This is a genomic window from Burkholderia sp. RF7-non_BP4 (genome assembly GCF_001521935.1).
In the GTDB taxonomy this organism is placed as follows: domain Bacteria; phylum Pseudomonadota; class Gammaproteobacteria; order Burkholderiales; family Burkholderiaceae; genus Burkholderia; species Burkholderia diffusa.
Genome location: NZ_LOTA01000087.1, coordinates 33,140 through 49,392, shown reverse-complemented (window position 1 = coordinate 49,392; position 16,253 = coordinate 33,140). Strand labels below are relative to the sequence as shown.

Annotated in this window: 18 protein-coding genes; 8 read left to right on the top strand and 10 right to left on the bottom strand. The window is 66.0% G+C overall.

Annotated elements, in window-relative coordinates:
* Positions 1–326: 326 nt before the first annotated feature.
* Both WS49_RS26500 and ada read right to left on the bottom strand, forming a co-directional pair.
* Positions 327–1,280 carry a DNA-3-methyladenine glycosylase family protein gene (locus WS49_RS26500; protein ID WP_373557209.1) on the bottom strand — a complete coding sequence of 318 codons (954 nt, stop codon included), beginning with the start codon at positions 1,278–1,280 and terminating at the stop codon, positions 327–329.
* A gap of 17 nt (positions 1,281–1,297) precedes the next feature.
* On the bottom strand, positions 1,298–2,389 hold the full coding sequence (gene ada / locus WS49_RS26495; RefSeq protein WP_059534867.1) for a bifunctional DNA-binding transcriptional regulator/O6-methylguanine-DNA methyltransferase Ada: 1,092 nt from the start codon (positions 2,387–2,389) through the stop codon (positions 1,298–1,300).
* Between the two features lie 439 nt (positions 2,390–2,828).
* Between ada and WS49_RS26490 the strand changes: the two genes are divergently transcribed.
* Positions 2,829–3,242, top strand: a complete 414-nt coding sequence (locus WS49_RS26490; protein ID WP_059534865.1) for a VOC family protein — start codon at positions 2,829–2,831, stop codon at positions 3,240–3,242.
* Between the two features lie 10 nt (positions 3,243–3,252).
* On the opposite strand, the gene WS49_RS26485 is transcribed toward WS49_RS26490, so the two are convergent.
* From WS49_RS26485 to speG, 3 genes are all read right to left on the bottom strand, one after another.
* Positions 3,253–3,807, bottom strand: coding sequence for a YaeQ family protein (locus tag WS49_RS26485; protein WP_006498691.1), 555 nt, complete (start codon positions 3,805–3,807; stop codon positions 3,253–3,255).
* 177 nt (positions 3,808–3,984) lie between these two features.
* Positions 3,985–4,332 (bottom strand): surface attachment protein Sap1, encoded by a 348-nt coding sequence (gene sap1 / locus WS49_RS26480; protein ID WP_044848669.1) that lies wholly within the window; start codon positions 4,330–4,332, stop codon positions 3,985–3,987.
* A gap of 501 nt (positions 4,333–4,833) precedes the next feature.
* Complete coding sequence (gene speG / locus WS49_RS26475; RefSeq protein WP_059534864.1) at positions 4,834–5,376, bottom strand: spermidine N1-acetyltransferase; 543 nt, start codon at positions 5,374–5,376, stop codon at positions 4,834–4,836.
* Between the two features lie 151 nt (positions 5,377–5,527).
* On the opposite strand from speG, the gene WS49_RS35755 reads away from it, so the two are divergent.
* The 4 genes from WS49_RS35755 (at position 5,528) to WS49_RS36260 (ending at position 7,796) form a co-directional block, all read left to right on the top strand.
* Positions 5,528–5,698 carry a hypothetical protein gene (locus WS49_RS35755; RefSeq protein ID WP_006489933.1) on the top strand — a complete coding sequence of 57 codons (171 nt, stop codon included), beginning with the start codon at positions 5,528–5,530 and terminating at the stop codon, positions 5,696–5,698.
* A gap of 105 nt (positions 5,699–5,803) precedes the next feature.
* On the top strand, positions 5,804–6,052 hold the full coding sequence (locus WS49_RS26470; protein WP_059534862.1) for a DUF2795 domain-containing protein: 249 nt from the start codon (positions 5,804–5,806) through the stop codon (positions 6,050–6,052).
* A 110-nt stretch (positions 6,053–6,162) separates the two neighbouring features.
* Entirely contained in the window at positions 6,163–7,521 is a 1,359-nt protein-coding gene (locus WS49_RS26465; RefSeq protein WP_059534860.1) for a GGDEF domain-containing protein, read from the top strand.
* Positions 7,522–7,670: 149 nt separating this feature from the next.
* Complete coding sequence (locus WS49_RS36260) at positions 7,671–7,796, top strand: hypothetical protein (RefSeq protein ID WP_256980637.1); 126 nt, start codon at positions 7,671–7,673, stop codon at positions 7,794–7,796.
* Between the two features lie 99 nt (positions 7,797–7,895).
* Here WS49_RS36260 and mnmE read toward each other — a convergent pair whose 3' ends face one another.
* On the bottom strand, positions 7,896–9,290 hold the full coding sequence (gene mnmE / locus WS49_RS26460) for a tRNA uridine-5-carboxymethylaminomethyl(34) synthesis GTPase MnmE (RefSeq protein ID WP_059534858.1): 1,395 nt from the start codon (positions 9,288–9,290) through the stop codon (positions 7,896–7,898).
* A 336-nt stretch (positions 9,291–9,626) separates the two neighbouring features.
* On the opposite strand from mnmE, the gene WS49_RS26455 reads away from it, so the two are divergent.
* Positions 9,627–10,064, top strand: coding sequence for a helix-turn-helix domain-containing protein (locus tag WS49_RS26455; protein ID WP_059534856.1), 438 nt, complete (start codon positions 9,627–9,629; stop codon positions 10,062–10,064).
* Between the two features lie 131 nt (positions 10,065–10,195).
* Here the strand turns inward: WS49_RS26455 and yidC are convergent, their stop codons facing one another.
* The 4 genes from yidC to rpmH all read right to left on the bottom strand — a co-directional run bounded on the left by yidC (position 10,196) and on the right by rpmH (position 12,813).
* On the bottom strand, positions 10,196–11,851 hold the full coding sequence (gene yidC, locus WS49_RS26450) for a membrane protein insertase YidC (protein WP_059534854.1): 1,656 nt from the start codon (positions 11,849–11,851) through the stop codon (positions 10,196–10,198).
* Positions 11,852–11,859: 8 nt separating this feature from the next.
* Positions 11,860–12,126, bottom strand: a complete 267-nt coding sequence (yidD, locus tag WS49_RS26445; RefSeq protein ID WP_006750110.1) for a membrane protein insertion efficiency factor YidD — start codon at positions 12,124–12,126, stop codon at positions 11,860–11,862.
* Between the two features lie 75 nt (positions 12,127–12,201).
* Complete coding sequence (gene rnpA / locus WS49_RS26440) at positions 12,202–12,663, bottom strand: ribonuclease P protein component (RefSeq protein WP_031401531.1); 462 nt, start codon at positions 12,661–12,663, stop codon at positions 12,202–12,204.
* Between the two features lie 15 nt (positions 12,664–12,678).
* Positions 12,679–12,813, bottom strand: coding sequence for a 50S ribosomal protein L34 (rpmH, locus tag WS49_RS26435; RefSeq protein WP_004198824.1), 135 nt, complete (start codon positions 12,811–12,813; stop codon positions 12,679–12,681).
* A 422-nt stretch (positions 12,814–13,235) separates the two neighbouring features.
* Here rpmH and dnaA point away from each other — a divergent pair, with 422 nt between their 5' ends.
* Positions 13,236–14,810, top strand: a complete 1,575-nt coding sequence (gene dnaA, locus WS49_RS26430) for a chromosomal replication initiator protein DnaA (RefSeq protein WP_059534852.1) — start codon at positions 13,236–13,238, stop codon at positions 14,808–14,810.
* A 170-nt stretch (positions 14,811–14,980) separates the two neighbouring features.
* On the top strand, positions 14,981–16,087 hold the full coding sequence (dnaN, locus tag WS49_RS26425; protein WP_006756934.1) for a DNA polymerase III subunit beta: 1,107 nt from the start codon (positions 14,981–14,983) through the stop codon (positions 16,085–16,087).
* The last annotated feature ends 166 nt before the right edge of the window (positions 16,088–16,253 follow it).

Sequence of the window (16,253 nt, the reverse complement as noted above, 5' to 3'; positions counted from 1 at the left end):
CGGTCGCCGCGAACGCCGCGCGCACAGCCGACCATCGTCGGCGCCGACGGACGCGGCGATCACGCGACATTCGTCGGAAGGAACGTGAGCGACGAGCACGGCAGCGCCATCAGGTGCAACCCGTTCTGCCGAACCCGCGATGCATCGTCGTCGCGCCCGGGCCGATCGTACGCGCCGGAGCGACGGACACCGGAGCGGTTGATCGCCCATCGCCGTCAATCGTCGCAACCGTGAGGATCACCGACCGATCACTGCCGGCGTGACGCCCCTTGCGGGTTGCGTCGCGGCCCTGCCCGGTCGCACCCGCCGGCCTGCGGCGACGACCGTCATCCGCCGCGCGCGCCGCCGGCCCGGTCCGCCACGTCGTTCCACAAATGAAGCGCCGCATATGCGCGCCACGGCCGCCAGCCTTCGGTCCGGCTTTTCTGGCTCGCGAGCCGGTCGAGCGACGGATCGCGCGCGGCGATCGACTGCATCAGCACCAGATCGGACGCCGGCCACGCGTCCGGGTCGCGCCACGCGCGCATCGCGATGTATTCGACGGTCCACGGGCCGATGCCGGGCAGGTCGAGCCACGCGCGGCGCAGCGTCGCGAGATCGGCCTGCGCGGGATCGAGCGGCACGTGGCCGGCCGCCACCGCGCGCGCCATGCCCGTCAGCGCGGCCGCCCGCTTGCCGGGCATCCCGATCTTCTCCAGATCGCATGCGGCGAGCGCGTCCGGCGTCGGGAAACGCCACGCGGGGGCGCCGTCCGGCGCCGCCATGCCGTCGTCGTGCACGACGCGCTCGCCGGCCCGCTGGACGAGCCGACCGACGATCGTCGTCGCCGCCTTCACGCTCACCTGCTGGCCGACGATCGCGCGCACCGCAAGCTCGAACCCCGACCAGGCGCCCGGCACGCGCAGCCCTGGCGCGGCCTCGACGAGCGGCGCGAACCACGGGTCGCGCGCGAGTCCGCCGCCGATCGCGGCCGGGTCGGCGCCGAGGTCGAACATCGATGCGACGCGGTGCGCGAATGCATCGTCGACATGCCGCGCGGCCGCCCCCTCGAGCGTCGCGATCAGGCAATGCCGGCGCGGATGCTTCGTGACGGTGAGCCTGCCCGCGTCGCCGTTCAGGTCGACGATCCGGCGATACATGCCGTCGACGACCTGTTCGACACCCGGAATCGCCCGTCCGCTGAAGAAGCGCAGCACGCGCGCCCAGTCGTACGGCGCCTTGAAGCGCAGCGCCATCTGCGCGGACGGCGGCACGTGGCCGCCGTTCGCGATCGACGTCATCGTGGTTTTGTCGATGCTCAAACTGCGTTGCCCTCCGCAACGGCTTCGGTTTCATCGTCGCGCACATGGCGCGCCTCGGACGCGAGCAGCGTCGCCTTGCGGCGCACGCCCCAGCGGTATCCGGCGAGCGCGCCGCCCTTCTGCACGACACGGTGGCACGGGATCGCGAGCGCGACCGGGTTCGACGCGCAGGCCGATGCGACGGCCCGCACCGCGCGCGGCGCGCCCAGCGCCTCGGCGATCTCCGAATAGCTGCGCGTCTCGCCGTACGGGATATGCGTCAGCGCTTCCCACACGCGCTGCTGGAACGCGGTCGGCGCGATGTCGAGCGGCAGGTCGAACGCGTGCCGCGTGCCGTCCAGATACGCGCGGATCTGCGCGACGAACGGCGCGAGCCGCGACGGCGATTCGACCAGCTCGGCACGCGCGAACGCGTCCTTCAGTTCGTCGACGAGCGACGCCGGTTCGTCGCCGAACGCGATCCGGCAGATGCCCTGTTCGGTCGCGGCAACGAGCACCGTGCCGAGCGGCGTCGACGCGGTCGCATAATCGATGCGCAGGCCGGCGCCCTGGCGACGGAACGCGGACGGCGCCATCCCCAGCTCGCGCGGCACCGATGCGTAGAGCCGCGACGGCGAATTGAACCCCGCGTCGACGGCCGCCTGCGTGACCGGCTGCCCGCTTTGCAGCGCCTCGCGCAATGCGGCGCCGCGCTGCGCGGCCTGATACTGCCGCGGCGACACGCCGACCACGCGCTTGAACAACCGCTGCAGGTGGAACGGACTCACGTGCACGGCGTCGCTCAACTGCTGCAGCGTGAGCCGCTCGGGATGCGCGTCGAGCACCGCGCACGCGCGGTTGACGATCTCGAGCTCGCGCGGCAGCCCTTCCGGCTGGCAGCGCTTGCACGGGCGGAAGCCGGCCGCGCGGGCGGCGGCCGGGTCGGCAAAGAAGGATACGTGCTCGCGCCGCGGCAGCCGCGACGCGCAGCTTGGGCGGCAGAACACGCCGGTCGTGCGCACGGCATAGAAGAACGCGCCGTCCGCATGCGCATCGCGGGCGGTCACGGCGCCCCAGCGGGCATCGTCGGTCGAATAGGCGGTTTTCATCTGAACCTCGCACTCTCCAGTGTAGATGGTGCCTACTCTAGACATCGGCATGGGCCGTCGCGCCCTGAATCTTGCTCTGTGATTCGCGCCGACGAAATCGGGGACACAATCGGAGGCGCATCGAAACCGTTCAATCGGACGAAAAGCCGCGCAAGCGCTGCGTCGACGCCGCTTTCGTCATCATCGCGTCACCATTTGCTGCAGTGCGAATGCGACAAATCGCCGTCCTGACCATTTTTTACACTCGGAATATTGCAACGCACCATCGCCGTGTGTATAGTTGGAACTGTCTCCTCCATGTCTCCTCCTGATATGGATTAAGCCCGTTCCGCTCTGCGTGAACGGGCTTTTTTTCGTCCGTCGATCGTGCCGCGTTCCGGCATATGTCGCCGGCGCGGTCTACACTCGGTGCACGCCATCCGCGAAGGAGTGCCCGCTCATGAAACCGACCATCCGCGCGATCGATCACGTCGTGCTACGCGTGACCGACATGGCTGCGATGACGCACTTTTACTGCGATGCCGTCGGCTGCCACGTGGAGAAGGAACAACCCGACCTGGGCCTCGTACAGTTGCGCGCCGGCGACGCGCTGATCGACCTGCTGTCGGTCGGCGGCCCGATCGACCGTCCCGACAGCGGCCCACCCGGCACCGGCCGCAATCTCGACCACCTCTGCCTGCGCGTCGAGCCATTCGACCCCGAAGCACTGATCGCGCATTTCGCCGCGCATGGCGCGCGCCCCGGCGCCCCCGCCGAACGTTACGGCGCCGGCGGCTACGGGCCGTCGATCTATCTGTTCGATCCCGAAGGAAACATGCTGGAATTCAAGGGGCCGCCCGCCGCGCTCGGCTGAGCGCCGGCCGTCACGCGTCGGCGCGCGCCTTCAGGACCGTCCATTCGACCGCGACGGGATCGTGATCGGCGCTCGAGATCCAGGCGGCGCCGTCCTGGACCGTGCACTGCAGCCGCATCGTACGCTCGGCAAGACGCCCGAGCGCGGCGGCGACACCGTCGGCCAGCGACAGCACCTGGACGTTGCGCAGCCGCTCCACCTTGCTGCGCACGCCCTGCCACCAGATGTCCGAGGTCTTGCCGCCGTACGCGATCACCGTGACCTGCCCGGCGCGGCCGGCCGCCTTCGAGATGCGCCGTTCGTCGGGCTGGCCGGCCTCGATCCACACGTCGATCGCGCCCGTCAGGTCCTTCTGCCACAGATCGGGTTCGTCGACGTCCGACAGCCCCTTGCAGAATTCGAGACGCTCGTGCGCGAACAGCGCGAACGCGACGATGCGCACCATCATCCGGTCGTCGGTTTCCGACGGGTGACGGGCGACCGTCAACGCGTGATCGGCGTAGTAGTGCCGATCCATGTCGGCGATTTGCAGCTCGGCTTTGTAGATCGTGGATTTCAGCGCCATGCGGATACGGCCCGGGCGGGCATTCGGTTCGGTCGGGCCGTGATGATACCGAATGCGCGGCGCCCGGCGCGTGACGGACGCTCCACAGCACGACGGCCCGGCATCGGCCGGGCCGCGTTCGTGCCGCGCCGCCGGCGGTTCCGGCCGGCGTGCGCGTGCGAGAGATGCGCGTGCGGGTTACTGCTTGACGAAGCGCGAATCGGTCCAGAGGCCTTGCTGGTCGCTGTTGTCGGCGCTGACGAACTGGACGTCGCCCTGATCGACCGACACCACGCGGAAGCGTTGGCCTTCCGGCACCGACAGGCAACGGTAGTCGTCGAAATACTGCTGCTTCGCCTGCGACTTGCCGTCACGCTCGTGACTCAGTACGGAGTCCAGATTGTCTTTCGACAGACAGCCCCACGCATTCTTCGTCAGCTGGATTTCCTGCTTCGGCTGGACAGCCGCATCGCCGCCCGCCTGGGCGATCGACACCACGGAAAATGCGCCGACAAGGGCAAAGAGGACACCGGTACGTTTCATCATGTTCTGTCTCCAGGCTTGCGGGCACCAGGCTCGGTTAGCTATGTGTTTAAAGGTGATCGTGAACCCGCGTTTTTCACTTTAGAAGACCGGCAAGCGATATCAAGCACATTTGTTGTGCGATCGCAATAGCGGCGAATTGTCGCACCCTGCGCGCACCCGATTTTTTGCTTGCCGCGCGCACGCGGTGTTATCTGCCGTCGGGAGAATTTGCCCGCGCCGCCGGGCGCAAAGTACTGTCCAGCAAGACTGTCAGCGAAATCGCAATACGCGAGTTGAACGGTTTGGATAATTCATTTCGATATCGGGATCGTTTTGATGCATTGCACATAAAGTCATCCGAAACGATATGAATTTACCGCAGTGCGGCACCGGAATTACCTGATACAAGAAAAATGCCAGGTATAAGCGCACTCGTATTTACCCGTATTTTCCCGAACGGGGCGAGCGCCCCGCAGCGCGTGGCCGCAGGGCGTCTTCGCCACTGTTTTTACCCGGCTTTATTCAGACCGATTGCGGCCGCTCGAAATAATCGCGCTGGAAGATGCACATGCGATAAGCGTTGTGATACGCGCCATTTCCGAAAAATTCTTCCTTCAATTCCGCCTCGTGCTGGAATCCGCATTTCTCGTATACGTGGATTGCCGCCGCATTCGACGTGTCGACGATCAGGTACAGCTTGCGCATGTTCAGCACCTTGAACGCATATTCGATCGCGAGGCGCGTCGCCTGGCCCGCATAGCCGCGCCCCTGGCATTGGGGCGCGATGATGATCTGGAACTCGCCGCGACGATGGATGTAGTCGAGCTCGATCAGCTCGACGAGGCCGACCAGTTCGTCTTGCGGATCGACCGCGACGAAGCGGCGCTCGCGCTGGTCGTGCACATGGCGGTCATACAGTTGCGACAGCTCGGAGAAGGTTTCGTACGGCTCCTCGAACCAGTAGCGCATGATCTTCGCGTCGTTGTTCAGCTCGTGAACGAAGCGCAGGTCCTGGCGCTCCAGCGGCCGCAGTGCAAGCGAGTGCTTGTCGTTCTGGAGTTGCATGTTCGTGTCCTTTTTGATGCCCGCGTGCGCGTGAAGCGTCCGTGCGGCGGTGCCGCGAACAGGCGCGTTCCGCGCTGCAAGAAGTTGTCCGCGGGCGAAGTTCAGAGCCTAGAATGGGAACAAGGGTTCCTGCCACCGCAAGGAGGCTATCGTGATCGAGCAAGTCATACTCGGCATCTTTCTCGTATTGCCACTCGTGATCGTGGCTGCGCTGTTCTCCGACGAACTGTGGCAGGAACATCGGCGCCAGCATCCGCGCGACGAAAACGCACCGCATATCGACTGGAAGCATCCGTGGCGCCGCGTGCGGCGCGGGCACTGAGTCGATCGCCATCCCCGCAGGCACTCCGTCCGGGCCGGTCGCCCCGATCCGAACGGGGCCCCTTCCGCGAAGAACCGATTCCCGCTCAACCAGCGAGACGCCGACGTGAACGACAAATCCGCCCTCCCTCCGCACGATATCCCCGGCGAAGCGATCGATCTGCAGATCGCCGACGTGCTGGCCGCCGTCCGCTACCCGGCGAACAAGGATGCGATCGTCGACGCCGCGCGCGACGCCGGCGCGAGCAACGAAGTGCTGTCGATGCTCGACGGCCTGCCCGAACAGGACTACGCGGACGTCGATGCCGTCACGCGCTGGGTCGCCGGCAACTTCGGCCCCGGCCTCGGGATTTGAGCGCGCGCGAATAACGCGATAGGATCGGGCGCACCGGTCGCATCGCGGCCGGATGCATGCTGCCCGGCGCCAAGACCGGGCATGACCGCACGAGCGCCCGGGGGGAATCCATGGAAGGCATTCTGATCCAGCACACGTCGCGTCGTCAGCTCTGGTTCGGCGCGCTGACGGCGCTCGTCATCGTGCTCGCGCTCGGGATCGCCGTGCCGCACGCGAACGTCGCGCTGCCGGTCGTCGAGCCGTTCATGCCGATGTGCGCGCTGACCGTGTTCACCACCGCGAGCATCGCCGCCTTCTTCCTCGGCGCGCAATTCACCGTCACCCGCCAGCCCGTGCTCGGTGCGCTCGGCGGCGCCTATGCATTCACCGCACTCGCCGTCGCGCTGCAGCTGCTCACCTTTCCCGGCGTGTTCGCGCCGCAGGGCTTGCTCGGCGCGCGTCCGCAAAGTGCCGCGTGGATGTGGGTCTTCTGGCATGCCGGCTTTCCCTGCTTCGTGATGGCCGCGCTGCTCGCGCGCGAGCGACTCACGCGTGCGCCGGTCGGCGCCGCGCAGACGCGCCTGTGGGCGTTCGCGCTGGTTGGCGGCCCGGCCGTCGCGGCCGCGCTGCTGTGCATGCTCGCGTTGAACGTGGCCCTGCCGCCCGCGTTCCATCCGCCGGCCGACGCGGCCGAGCTGCCCATCAACGGCATCGCGCTGGTCGTGTGGATCCTGAATGCGCTCGCGCTCGTCGCCGTGCTGGCCGCCGGCCGGCTGCGCACGACGCTCGACCTGTGGGTCGCGATCGCGGTGCTCGCCGGCCTCACCGACACGACGCTGAACCTGCTGACCACGAACCGCTTCACCGTCGGCTGGTATCTCGCGCGCGTGTTCAGCATGTTCACGCCCGGCGTGCTGGTGTGCGTGCTCGCATGGGAGGTGACGAAGCTGTATCAGCAGCTGTTCGAAGCACATGCGACGCTGGTTCGTTCGTCCGCGCGCGACGGGCTGACCGGCGCGTTCAACCGCAGCCACTTCAACGATCATTTCCATACGCTGTTCCTGCAGGCGCGGCGGCAAAGCGAGCCGTTGTCGCTGCTGATGGTCGACGTCGATCACTTCAAGGCCTACAACGACGCGTACGGTCACGTGAAGGGCGACGCATGCCTGATCGCCGTCGCGAATGCGCTGGCCGGTGCGGTGCGACGCCCCGCCGATATCGTCGCGCGCTATGGCGGCGAGGAGTTTGCGATCGTGCTGCCGAACACCGGCGCGCGCGGTGCGCGGGTCGTTGCCGAGGAAGCGCGCGAAGCGGTGCTGCGGCTCGATCTCCCGATGCCTTCGTCGCCGGCGGGGCGCGTGAGCGTCAGCGTCGGTTGCGCGACGGTGTCGGCCGAGGATCTGTCGACGCCCGATGCATTGATCGAAGCTGCCGATGCCGCGCTGTACCACGCGAAGGATGCGGGGCGAAACTGCGTCGTCGTGGCGTGAAAACGTCTGCGGATTGGCGATTTGTTACGGTCATTGTGACCGGAATAATCCGCCGTTACGGATTGCGGCACCGGGAAACGATCGCTTACAGCCGCTGTTGACGGCGCTCGCTATGCTGGATTCATGTCGAATCCGAGCAGGTGAACGCGATGAAGAAAACCCTTTTGCTGATTGCCGGCGTGGCCGTGTTGTTGAGCGGCTGCATCGTGGTACCTGATGGTGGCGGGTATTACGGTGATGGCGGGTATTACCATCATCATCGCCATTGGGATTGATGCATTCCGCTTCGGCTGCCGCGATGACGCCGTCCGGATCGGATCAGCCGATTGATCCGGACTGCCGGGGGACGACCCCGGACAACCTCGGGCGGCCGTTTATTTCCCGATACAGAATCTGCTGAAAATCACCCCCAGCAGATCATCCGAAGTGAACTCGCCGGTAATCGCATTGAGCTGCTCCTGCGCCAACCGCAGCTCCTCCGCAAACAGATCGAGCGATTGCGCCCGCTGCTCCGCATGATCGGCCGCCTGCGCGAGATGCTCCTGCGCAGCCCGCAGCGCAATCAAATGCCGTTCGCGCGCCAGATAAACGCCTTCGGCCCCGGCCTGCCACCCCGCGATTCGCAGCAACTCCGCGCGCAGCATGTCGATCCCGTCGCCGCGCTTCGCCGACAGGTGCACCTCGGTCAGGTCGCCTTCGGCCGCCGGATGCTCGACGCACGCCGGCACGCCGGTCAGATCCGTCTTGTTCAGCACCCGCACCACCGGCACGCCGTCCGGGAACCGCGCCGCGATCGACTCGTCGTCCGCCGTCATCCCCGTGCGCGAATCGAGCAGGTGCAGCACGACGTCCGCGCGCTCGATCTCGCTCCATGTCCGCGCGATCCCGATCCGCTCGACTTCGTCCTCCGTCTCGCGTAACCCGGCCGTATCGATGATGTGCAGCGGAATCCCTTCGACCTGGATCGTCTGCGCGACCTTGTCGCGCGTCGTGCCCGCGATCGGCGTGACGATCGCCAGCTCCGCGCCGGCCAGCGCGTTCAGCAGCGACGACTTGCCGACGTTCGGCTGCCCCGCGAGCACGACCGACAACCCCTCGCGCAGCAGCGCGCCCTGCCGCGCGTCGCCGAGCACGTGCGCCAGTTGCTCGCGGATCTTCGCGAGCTTGCCGCGCGCGTCGGCCGCCTCCAGGAAGTCGATTTCCTCTTCCGGGAAATCGAGCGTCGCCTCGACCAGCATCCGCAGCGTGATCACATCCTCGACGAGCGCGTGGATCTGTCGCGAGAACGCGCCGTCGAGCGAGCGCCCGGCCGAGCGCGCCGCCGCTTCGGTGCTCGCCTCGATCAGGTCGGCGACGGCCTCGGCCTGCGCAAGGTCCAGCTTGTCGTTCAGAAACGCGCGCCGCGTGAACTCGCCCGGTTCCGCGAGCCGCAGCCCGAAGCCGCGCCCCGCATCCAGGCAGCGCTGCAGCAGCAGCTGCATCACGATCGGCCCGCCATGCCCCTGCAGTTCCAGCACGTGCTCGCCGGTGTACGAATGCGGCGCGGGGAAATACAGCGCGATCCCACGGTCGAGCGGCGCGCCGTGTTCGTCGAGGAACGGCACGTAGCTCGCATGGCGCGGCGCGAGCCGCTGCCCGCACAACGCGTCGATCAGCGGCAACGCGGCCGCCTCGCCGCCGCGCCCGAACGACACGCGGACGACGCCGATGCCACCCCGGCCGGCAGCGGTGGCAATGGCGACGATCGGATCGGAATCGGTAGCAAGCATGGGAATCGGGTGAACGGATGGTCAATGATGCAATGATGCGCCCGCGCAACGGTGCGGGCATCGGGACGCCGGCATTGTAGCGTGCCGGCCGGCGCGCTACCGGACGCCGCGTCGGTTTCGGAATCGCCCGAATTTATCCCGACGGAGCTAAGGCAAGTCTCAATTCCACGCTCGCACATACTGTCCAATTCGGACGAACAGGCCTGCCGGATTGGCCCAACGCTGCGCCCCCAATTCCTCGACACGGCCCGCGGCAGGTTGGGATTCATCCAAACGAGCTATGTTTAGCCTATATGGTTGTCTGAAAGGCGTCGGTGGAATTGCACAATCACCCCCATGCCGACACCCGAAGAAAAATCAGCGTTTTCGGAACGCCTGAAATTCGCCTTGAGGCGCAGCCCGGAGAAGATCACCGGCGCGACCGAACTCGCGAACCGGTTCAATCTGCGTCACCATGGCGCGCAGCCGGTTTCACCGCAGACCGCGCACAAATGGCTGACCGGCCGGACGATTCCGACGCCGGACAAACTCGAAACGCTCGCCGACTGGTTGCGCGTCGAACTGCATTGGCTGCATTACGGCCCGTCGCCGAGCGTGACCGAACATCCGACGCCGCAACCGCTGCCGCGCGACGAGCGCTATCCGCCGACGCCCGAGACGATCGAACTCGCGTCGAAGATCGAGGCGCTGCCGCCGCATCAACGTTACCTCGTTCAGGAACTGATCGAGCAGTTCTACGGCAGCGACGCGAAAATCGACGCGAAGAAGGCCTGAACGGCAGCGGTCGACCTCCTCACACGCCGCCGCGTCTCCATCCTCCGGAAACGAAAAAGCCGCATGGAATAAACCATGCGGCTTTTTTACGTGCATCGCGGGCGGCTGGCCGCCCGCGTGTGCGGCGGGCGTCAGGCCTTCTTGCCGCCGCCGAGCTTGCGCGTGATGTAGTACTGCTGCGCGATCGACAGCACGTTGTTCACGACGTAGTACAGCACCAGACCGGCCGGGAAGAAGAAGAACATCACCGAGAACGCGATCGGCATGAACTTCATCATCTTCGCCTGGACCGGGTCCGGCGGCGTCGGGTTCAGGCTCGTCTGCACGAACATCGAGACGGCCATCAGCACCGGCAGGATGAAGAACGGATCGCGCTGCGACAGGTCGTGAATCCACAGAATCCACGGCGCACCGCGCATTTCGACCGAGGCGAGCAGCACCCAGTACAGCGAGATGAACACCGGGATCTGGATCACGACCGGCAGGCAGCCGCCGAACGGATTGACCTTCTCGGTCTTGTACAGCTCCATCAGCGCGGCGTTCATCTTCTGCGGATCGCTCTTGAAGCGTTCGCGCAGCGCCTGCATGCGCGGCGTGATTTCCTTCATGCGCGCCATCGACTTGTAGCTCGCGGCCGACAGCGGGAAGAACACGGCCTTGATCAGGACCGTCAGCAGCACGATCGCCCAGCCCCAGTTGCCGACGAAGCCGTGGATCTTCTCGAGCAGCCAGAACAGCGGCTTCGCGATGATCGTCACCCAGCCGTAGTCCTTCACGAGTTCCAGGCCCGGCGCGATGCCTTCGAGCATGCGCTCTTCTTCCGGACCGGCGAACAGGCGTGCCTGCACGTCGGCCGACTGGCCCGGCGCGATCGCCGCGACCGGCTGCTTCACGCCGACGCGGTACAGCGTCGGGTCGATCTTTTCAGCGTAGATATCGCGCTTCACGCCCTGCTGCGGAATCCAGGCCGACGCGAAGTAGTGCTGCACCATCGCGACCCAGCCGTTGTCGGCGGAGTTCACGAAGTCGGCCTTGTTCTTGTCGAGGTCGCTGAAGTTGATCTTCTGGAAGTGCTTCGCGTCCGTGTAGACCGCCGGCCCGAGGAACGTATGCGAGAACATCGGCGTTTCGACGGCCGTGTTGTCGCGCACCAGTTCCATGTAGACCGTCGGCGTGACCGGTGCCGTGCCGACGTTGTCGATCTTGGTGTCGACGCCGATCACGTAGCTGCCGCGCGTGAACGTGTAGGTCTTCACGACCTTCACGCCGCCCTTCACCGGCGATTCGAACGACAGCTTCAGCGTGTTCTGGTCGCCCGTCAGCGACGTCGAGCCGGGGTTCAGCTGCGTATAGACGTCGTTGTGATTCGGGAAGTCGCCGCCGAGCAGGCCCGAGCGCGCGAGATACGTGTGGCCGGCCGTGTGGTCGAACAGCGTGATGTACAGGTCCGGCTGCTTGCCGTCGCCCTGCTTCTTCAGCGTCAGCTTCGCGAGCGTGCCGCCGCGCGTGTCGATTTCGCCGTCATACACGTCGGTCGAGAACTTCACGAGCTGCGCCTGCGCGGCCGGTGCCGTCGTCGACGGTGCGGCGCCTGCTGCTGCGGCAGGCACTTCACCTGCGGTCGTCGTCGCGCCCGTGCCCGATGCACCGCCGGCAGCCGCGGGGGCCGTCTGCGTGGCGCTCGGGAAGAACATCGACGGGCGTCCATGGTCGCGCTGCCAGTTGTCGTACAGCATGACAGCTGACATGAAGAAGATCACCCATAGGACGGTGCGTTTGATATCCATGCGTTGTCTCAGAGTCGATGGGACCGCGCGTCGGCTTCGCCGCGAGCGCGAGTGTCGGAGTTGGGCGGCGGGACGAGGTCGATGCCGCCCGCGGAAAACGGATGGCATCGGCACACGCGCCTGACGGCGAGATACGTGCCGCGCGCGGCGCCATGATACTGGATTGCCTCGCGCGCGTAATCCGAACAGGAAGGATAAAAACGGCAACGGTTGCCGAGCATCGGGCTTACGGCAACCTTGTAGAAGCGCAGCAAGGCGATCAATACCGTTTCCATACCTTGGGCGGCGCCGTTCGACGCCGCGTCAAAACCGGCCGGGCGGGCGCGAACGCCGCACCACGGACGGATGCGTCACTCGGACGCGGGCTTCGACGCCCGGCGCGCGATCTCCCGGACTGCCCTGTCGAGCAGTTCGCGGATTTCGGCCGCGCACATCGCCGCGAGCGGGGCGGAAGCCGCACTCGGCAGCGCTTTCTTGTCGAAGCGCGTGTGCTGCCGCAGCAGCAGGTCGTAACCGGCGAATTCGGCCCGGCGCAGGCGAAACGCGTCGCGCGCCAGCCGCTTCACGAGGTTGCGCGTGACTGCACGCGGCGCATACTTCTTGCCGATGACGAGCCCCAGACGGGCGGGCTGGCCGGTCGGCTTGCCGTAGATCACGAAGTGCGCGGAACGCCGCCAGGGGCGCAAACGAAAAACGGATGAAAATTCATCCGTTTTCAGAAGTCGCGCAGCTTTCGGGAAGGCGGCTTTCGTCTGCGACGGATTCGCACCCGGCTCGACGGCACCTTCCGCAGGACTGCGGACGGCGGACACAGCGCGCAACCTGCCTTAGATGGCGAGGCGCTTGCGGCCCTTCGCGCGGCGAGCGTTGATGACCTTGCGGCCACCTGCCGTCTTCATGCGGACACGGAAGCCATGGGTGCGCTTGCGGCGCGTCACGGACGGTTGGTAAGTACGTTTCATGATGTTCTCACTTGTTCGAGAATGTCGAAATTCAGGGGACCGCGTGCCCTTAACCGGAGGCATTCGGGCGAACGCAATCGCCGGGAATACAGGATTGGTTTTCGCGGAACCCGCTATTTAAACCGTTTTTCTCTTGACGGTCAATACTTTAGGAGTCGTCCGCCTGTGCCGGCCCGCGCCGATCCGGCCCCGCGACCCACAACCCCGGCCTGTGGATAACTCGCGCTGTGGCCGCGTTTGGCGGTAGAATCTCGCCTTATCTCCAAGAATCCCGCACGCCGCTTCGGCCCGCGCCTGCCCCGCCAACACTGTGTGAGCAGGCGTCCGAGGCACGCTCGCACGACCGCTTCGGGCCTTGTTGCGCAACCGCGACAAGGGCGCCGGCGAGCCGCGCTGTGCATGCAAAAAACGACAGTTACTTGATGAACGATTTCTGGCAACACTGTTCCGCACTGCTGGAGCGCGAGCTGACGCCCCAGCAGTACGTGACGTGGATCAAACCCTTGGCCCCGGTGGCCTTCGATGCGTCGGCGAACACGCTGTCCATCGCCGCGCCGAACCGCTTCAAGCTGGACTGGGTCAAGAGCCAGTTTTCGGGTCGGATCTCCGATCTGGCCCGCGAATTCTGGAATACGCCGATCGAAATCCAGTTCGTCCTCGATCCGAAGGCCGGCATGCGCAGCGCCCCCGCAGGCGCCGCGGCCGCCCCGCGCGCGCCGCTGGCGCCGAGCGGGCCCGCCGCGACGGTCGCCGCGATCGCCGCCAACCTGACCGCGAATGCCGCCGCCGCGCCCAGCGCGCCGGCCGACGTGCCGATGACGCCGTCGGCGGCCGCCGCGCATCACCTGAACGCCGACGACGCCGACATCGACCTGCCGAGCCTGCCCGCGCACGAAGCGGCCGCCGGCCGCCGCACGTGGCGCCCGGGCCCCGGCACCGCACCCGCGAACGGCGGCGAAGCCGATTCGATGTACGAACGTTCGAAGCTGAACCCCGTGCTCACGTTCGACAACTTCGTGACGGGTAAGGCGAACCAGCTCGCGCGCGCCGCCGCGATCCAGGTCGCGGACAACCCCGGCATCTCGTACAACCCGCTGTTCCTTTACGGCGGCGTCGGCCTCGGCAAGACCCACCTGATCCACGCGATCGGCAACCAGTTGCTGCTCGACAAGGCCGGCGCGCGGATCCGCTACATCCACGCCGAGCAATACGTGTCCGACGTGGTGAAGGCGTACCAGCGCAAGGCGTTCGACGACTTCAAGCGCTATTACCACTCGCTCGACCTGCTGCTGATCGACGATATCCAGTTCTTCTCCGGCAAGTCGCGCACGCAAGAGGAATTCTTCTACGCATTCGAGGCGCTCGTCGCGAACAAGGCGCAGGTGATCATCACCAGCGACACGTATCCGAAGGAGATCTCGGGCATCGACGATCGCCTGATCTCGCGCTTCGACTCCGGCCTCACCGTCGCGATCGAGCCGCCCGAGCTGGAAATGCGCGTCGCGATCCTGATGCGCAAGGCGCAGTCGGAAGGCGTGAACCTGTCGGAGGACGTCGCGTTCTTCGTCGCGAAGCACCTGCGCTCGAACGTGCGCGAGCTCGAAGGCGCGCTGCGCAAGATCCTCGCGTATTCGAAGTTCCACGGCCGCGAGATCTCGATCGAGCTGACCAAGGAAGCGCTGAAGGACCTGCTGACCGTGCAGAACCGGCAGATTTCGGTCGAGAACATCCAGAAGACCGTCGCCGACTTCTACAACATCAAGGTCGCCGACATGTATTCGAAGAAGCGTCCGGCGAACATCGCGCGGCCGCGGCAAATTGCGATGTACCTGGCGAAGGAGCTCACGCAGAAGAGCCTGCCGGAAATCGGCGAGCTGTTCGGCGGGCGCGATCACACCACCGTGCTGCACGCGGTGCGCAAGATCGCGGACGAGCGCAGCAAGGACGCGCAGCTCAACCACGAGCTGCACGTGCTGGAGCAGACGCTGAAGGGCTGAGCGCGCGCACCGGGCTTGATAATTCGGCCTCCGCCCCAATTTAAGGGGGGCGGTTCGGTTTTGAGGCACAATACTGGTTTGACCGCCCCGGTGGTGGCGGGCCAAGAGCCCGGCCGGCGGGGCGCTGCGAGGCTGCTGCGCTGCAGGCCGTTACTCAACGAAGGAACTCTATGCAACTGGTCAAGACCGAACGAGACACACTCCTCAGGCCGCTGCAAACGGTCAGCGGCATCGTCGAACGCCGCCATACGTTGCCGATCCTCGCCAACCTGCTGATCACCAAGAACGGCCCGGACGTTTCATTCCTGTCGACCGACCTGGAGCTGCAGATCACCACGCGCGCCGATTTCGGCGTCGGCGGCGACCAGGTGGCCACCACCGTCGCGGCCCGCAAGCTGCTCGACATCCTGCGCGCGATGCCTGACGGCCAGGTCACGCTGTCGCTCGCCGACAAGCGCCTCACCGTTCAGTCCGGCAAGAGCCGCTTCGCACTGCAGACGCTCGCGGCCGACGAGTTCCCGACCGTCGCGCAGGCGAAGGATTTCGGCGCCACGCTCACCGTCCCGCAGAAGTCGTTCCGCCAGCTGCTCGGCATGGTCCACTTCGCGATGGCGCAGCAGGACATCCGCTACTACCTGAACGGCATGCTGCTCGTCGTCGACGGCGACCAGCTGATGGCCGTGGCCACCGACGGCCACCGCCTCGCGTTCTCGTCGATGAAGCTCGAAGGCGGCACGTTCGGCCGCCAGGAAGTCATCGTGCCGCGCAAGACGATTCTCGAGCTGCAGCGCCTGCTCGAGGACATCGACGACACCGTCACCATCGACATCGCGCAGACCCAGGCCAAGTTCACGTTCGGCCAGGTCGAGCTCGTGTCGAAACTCGTCGAGGGCAAGTTCCCCGACTTCCAGCGCGTGATCCCGAAGGCGCACAAGAACACGTTCGAGATCGGCCGTGAAGAACTGCAGCGTTCGCTGCAGCGCGCGGCGATCCTGACCTCGGACAAGTTCAAGGGCGTGCGCTGCATCATCGCGCCGGGCCAGCTGAAGATCATGTCGACCAACGCCGATCAGGAAGAGGCGCAGGAAGAACTGGAAATCGCCTACCAGGGCGATACCGTCGACATCGGCTTCAACGTCACGTATCTGCTCGACGTGCTCGCGAACCTGAAGGTCGACACCGTGCAGGTGAGCCTCGGCGACGCCAGCTCGAGCGCGCTGATTACCGTGCCCGAGAACGACGAGTTCAAGTATGTCGTGATGCCGATGCGCATCTGACGCGCTCGACATCACGATACACACCAGGGGGCGGCAAGCCCCTTTGGCGTTTTTATGGCGAACCGACAACCCGTCCCTTTGGCGCCTTTTCGGCGCTTCGGACGGGCCAGGAAACTGGAGCGGCCCGGCGATTTCTCTCGCTGAAACGCACCGCGCCGCCACGAGA

Coding starts and splice junctions, on each gene's coding strand:
- WS49_RS26490 (WP_059534865.1), top strand. CDS start 2,829: ATGAAACCGACCATCCGCGCGATCGATCACGTCGTGCTACGCGTGACC.
- yidD (WP_006750110.1), bottom strand. CDS start 12,126: ATGGAAACGGTATTGATCGCCTTGCTGCGCTTCTACAAGGTTGCCGTA.
- WS49_RS26500 (WP_373557209.1), bottom strand. CDS start 1,280: ATGACGTCGATCGCGAACGGCGGCCACGTGCCGCCGTCCGCGCAGATG.
- rpmH (WP_004198824.1), bottom strand. CDS start 12,813: ATGAAACGTACTTACCAACCGTCCGTGACGCGCCGCAAGCGCACCCAT.
- ada (WP_059534867.1), bottom strand. CDS start 2,389: ATGAAAACCGCCTATTCGACCGACGATGCCCGCTGGGGCGCCGTGACC.
- WS49_RS26485 (WP_006498691.1), bottom strand. CDS start 3,807: ATGGCGCTGAAATCCACGATCTACAAAGCCGAGCTGCAAATCGCCGAC.
- dnaA (WP_059534852.1), top strand. CDS start 13,236: ATGAACGATTTCTGGCAACACTGTTCCGCACTGCTGGAGCGCGAGCTG.
- WS49_RS26455 (WP_059534856.1), top strand. CDS start 9,627: ATGCCGACACCCGAAGAAAAATCAGCGTTTTCGGAACGCCTGAAATTC.
- mnmE (WP_059534858.1), bottom strand. CDS start 9,290: ATGCTTGCTACCGATTCCGATCCGATCGTCGCCATTGCCACCGCTGCC.
- WS49_RS26465 (WP_059534860.1), top strand. CDS start 6,163: ATGGAAGGCATTCTGATCCAGCACACGTCGCGTCGTCAGCTCTGGTTC.
- speG (WP_059534864.1), bottom strand. CDS start 5,376: ATGCAACTCCAGAACGACAAGCACTCGCTTGCACTGCGGCCGCTGGAG.
- yidC (WP_059534854.1), bottom strand. CDS start 11,851: ATGGATATCAAACGCACCGTCCTATGGGTGATCTTCTTCATGTCAGCT.
- sap1 (WP_044848669.1), bottom strand. CDS start 4,332: ATGATGAAACGTACCGGTGTCCTCTTTGCCCTTGTCGGCGCATTTTCC.
- WS49_RS36260 (WP_256980637.1), top strand. CDS start 7,671: ATGAAGAAAACCCTTTTGCTGATTGCCGGCGTGGCCGTGTTGTTGAGC.
- dnaN (WP_006756934.1), top strand. CDS start 14,981: ATGCAACTGGTCAAGACCGAACGAGACACACTCCTCAGGCCGCTGCAA.